The following is a 607-nucleotide window of genomic DNA, read 5'->3' on the forward strand; positions in this document are numbered from 1 at the left end:
GCGCGGCAGCCCGCGATACGCTTCGTTCTCCAGCGCGTAGCTCACCGCCCGCGACAATCCGCCCAGCTCCATCGCCAGCCCCTGCACCACCATCGTCAGCTTCGCCAAGCGCTGCTCCGTCTGCTCCTGCGCCTCGGCCAGCCGGCGCACGATCTCCTTCAGCTCGTTGAAGTCATCCGCCTTCACCAGCGCGTTGTAGGCGTCGTAAATCACCCCCGCCAGCACCTCCGCCTGCTCAGCAGAAAACACCCCTCGCAGTCGCTCCGCCATCACCGCCTTGTTCATTTCACCACTCGTAGCTCTGGAAGACCTCGACCCCCTGCGCCTTCGCCTCCTCGATGAACACCGGCCGCGCGTAGTGCGTCACCAAGATCGCCACCACCTCACGCCCAGGATACGCCCGCCTCACTGCCTCCACCTTTCGCCGCAACTGCGTAAACACCCGCGCCCGCTCACTCGCCCGCGACCGCCCGCGGTCCAACTGTAGCTTCGCTTCCCCAACCACCAACACCACCTCGTCCCCGCGCCGCGCCTCACCAAAGATGTTGATTTCTTCCCCCTCCACCTCGCGCCGCATCAGCCGGCCCACCACCTCCAGCCCCAGCCG

2 protein-coding genes are annotated in these 607 nt (G+C 66.6%); both read right to left on the bottom strand.

What is annotated here, in order from left to right; genetic code table 11:
• On the bottom strand, positions 1-270 hold a 270-nt coding region (locus NW818_RS13495; protein ID WP_414424841.1), incomplete at its 3' end, for a hypothetical protein.
• 16 nt (positions 271-286) lie between these two features.
• Positions 287-607: hypothetical protein (locus tag NW818_RS13500; protein ID WP_414424842.1), on the bottom strand; the 321-nt coding region annotated here is incomplete at its 5' end.

The organism is Synechococcus sp. R6-5 (genome assembly GCF_047461775.1).
Taxonomy (GTDB): domain Bacteria; phylum Cyanobacteriota; class Cyanobacteriia; order Thermostichales; family Thermostichaceae; genus Thermostichus.